Source organism: Vibrio sp. Vb1574 (assembly GCF_033338675.1).
Genome location: NZ_JAWOTC010000151.1, coordinates 1 through 1,586, shown reverse-complemented (window position 1 = coordinate 1,586; position 1,586 = coordinate 1). Strand labels below are relative to the sequence as shown.

Here is a 1,586-nt window from a genome sequence, read left to right as displayed (position 1 = left end):
TCGGTTTATCGATTGCCCTCTTTGAAATGTAATTGAGAACCATTTACATTAAAGTGAAAGAAAACATTGGATACTTTTTCAGAAAAAGTGTCCAAACAAGTAGGCTCCCCCTGCTAAGGAATGAAAGATATGACAGCACTAATTACTCAATGGCTAGCGCGAGATCCTGACCCTAAAACTCGTGAAGAGCTTCAGCACCTCGTTGATACGAATAATGAACAAGAACTTTCTGACCGCTTCGGCTCCCGTCTTGCCTTTGGTACCGCGGGTCTTCGTGGCAAAGTGGGCGCAGGTCCAAACCGAATGAACCGTTTGGTGATTCAAGAAACTGCCACAGGTCTCGGCCACTATTTACTTGAACAAGTGCAAGATGCAGCGAGTCGCGGCGTTGTTATTGGTTACGATGGCCGACCAGATTCTAAACAGTTCGCGCACGATACTGCTTCTGTCTTAACAGCACTCGGTATCAAGGTTTACCTAACCTACCAAGTCGCGGCAACGCCTATTGTTGCTTTTGGTGTACGCACAATGAATGCTGCAGCGGCCGTTGTTGTAACCGCTAGCCACAATCCACCCGAATACAACGGCTTCAAAGTGTATTGGGAAAATGGCGCGCAAATCATTCCACCTCACGACTCGGGCATCGCGGCAAAAATTGATGAAGCGACCACAAAGCCTCTGCCGTTGATATCTTTAGACGATGCTAAACAACAAGGCTTACTGGTTTGGTTGGAAGATGACTACTACCAAACTTACCGTAAAACCATGAACGAAAATGCTCTGCTGACTCCTGATAGCAACACCGATATTTCTATCGCTTACACTGCGATGCACGGTGTTGGCGCAGACATGGCAGAAACGTTACTTGCTGACGCTGGCTTTAAAAAAGTGGCCAGTGTTGCGGAGCAGCGCGAACCTGATGGCACATTCCCTACAGTTAACTTCCCAAATCCAGAAGAAGCAGGGGCAATGGACATGGTCATGGCGCTCGGTAAATCCGTAGATGCGGATATCGCCTGTGCTAACGACCCAGATGCAGACCGTTTCGCCGTCGCCGTAAAACGCCCAGACGGTGAATACCAAATGTTAACTGGCGACCAAGTTGGTTCATTGTTTGGTGATTACTTGCTAGAGCAACAGCCGAACTCACTGGTCGGTAACACCATCGTGTCATCTCGCCTCTTGAGCAGCATCGCAAAAGCGCATGGCGCAGAGTATTACCAAACGCTAACAGGCTTTAAATGGCTAACCAACGTCGCGATGAGCCAAGAAACCGAGCAACATCCGTTCTTGTTTGCTTACGAAGAGGCGCTCGGCTACACCGTTGGCAACAAGGTGTGGGATAAAGATGGTTTGTCCGCGATTGTTGCGTTTTCGCAATTAACCGGAAAGCTCAAAGCACGAGGCAAAACACTGTGGGACAAGTTGGAAGCGCTTTACCGTCAACACGGTTTTTACTTTAACGCTCAGCGTAGTATTGCGTTGGATCCAAACTCACCACCAATTGGTGACAAGTTACGTGCAAATCCACCAAGCGAAATTGCAGGCAAGAAAGTATCGGTTACTGAGGACTTGAAAACTTCCGT

At 48.2% G+C, this 1,586-nt stretch carries 1 protein-coding gene; it reads left to right on the top strand.

The annotated features are described in order from the left end of the window. Window positions 1-129: 129 nt before the first annotated feature. The coding region (locus R7O12_RS24330) for a phospho-sugar mutase (RefSeq protein WP_318126603.1) at window positions 130-1,586 on the top strand (1,457 nt) is incomplete at its 3' end.